Origin of the sequence: Lutimaribacter marinistellae (assembly GCF_042648365.1) — a bacterium.
Taxonomy (GTDB): domain Bacteria; phylum Pseudomonadota; class Alphaproteobacteria; order Rhodobacterales; family Rhodobacteraceae; genus Lutimaribacter_A; species Lutimaribacter_A marinistellae.
In genome coordinates this window covers 1-368 of the sequence record NZ_JBHRXI010000043.1, presented here as the reverse complement: position 1 = coordinate 368, position 368 = coordinate 1, and positions in this window count along the sequence as shown.

Sequence of the window (368 nt, the reverse complement as noted above, 5' to 3'; positions counted from 1 at the left end):
GGCATTTGTCCCCGCCCCGTGGTGTGCCGTCCGAATTTCGGCGCCACGGTCATGTAACCCTCCACCGATACGGGCCAAGCGCGTGCGCAAAACGATGCGGGCCTGGCAAAGCCAATATAATATCCAGCCTAAACTATTGGAATATATTCATTTTATGACATCTCCCGACAATCACCGACACATGCATGTTGATCGAGCTTTTGTAGCCTCGTCCGTTTGAAGCAGAGAAAGTTGGAAACGGGCGCCGGATCGGGCGGATCTGGACTACACAACCCGGTCGATCGGAGCGGTACTGCGGCTTCGCAAAGGAGGCAGACATGACGACCCACGATCCGATCCCCGCGCGCCTCGCGGCGCTCAAGACCGCG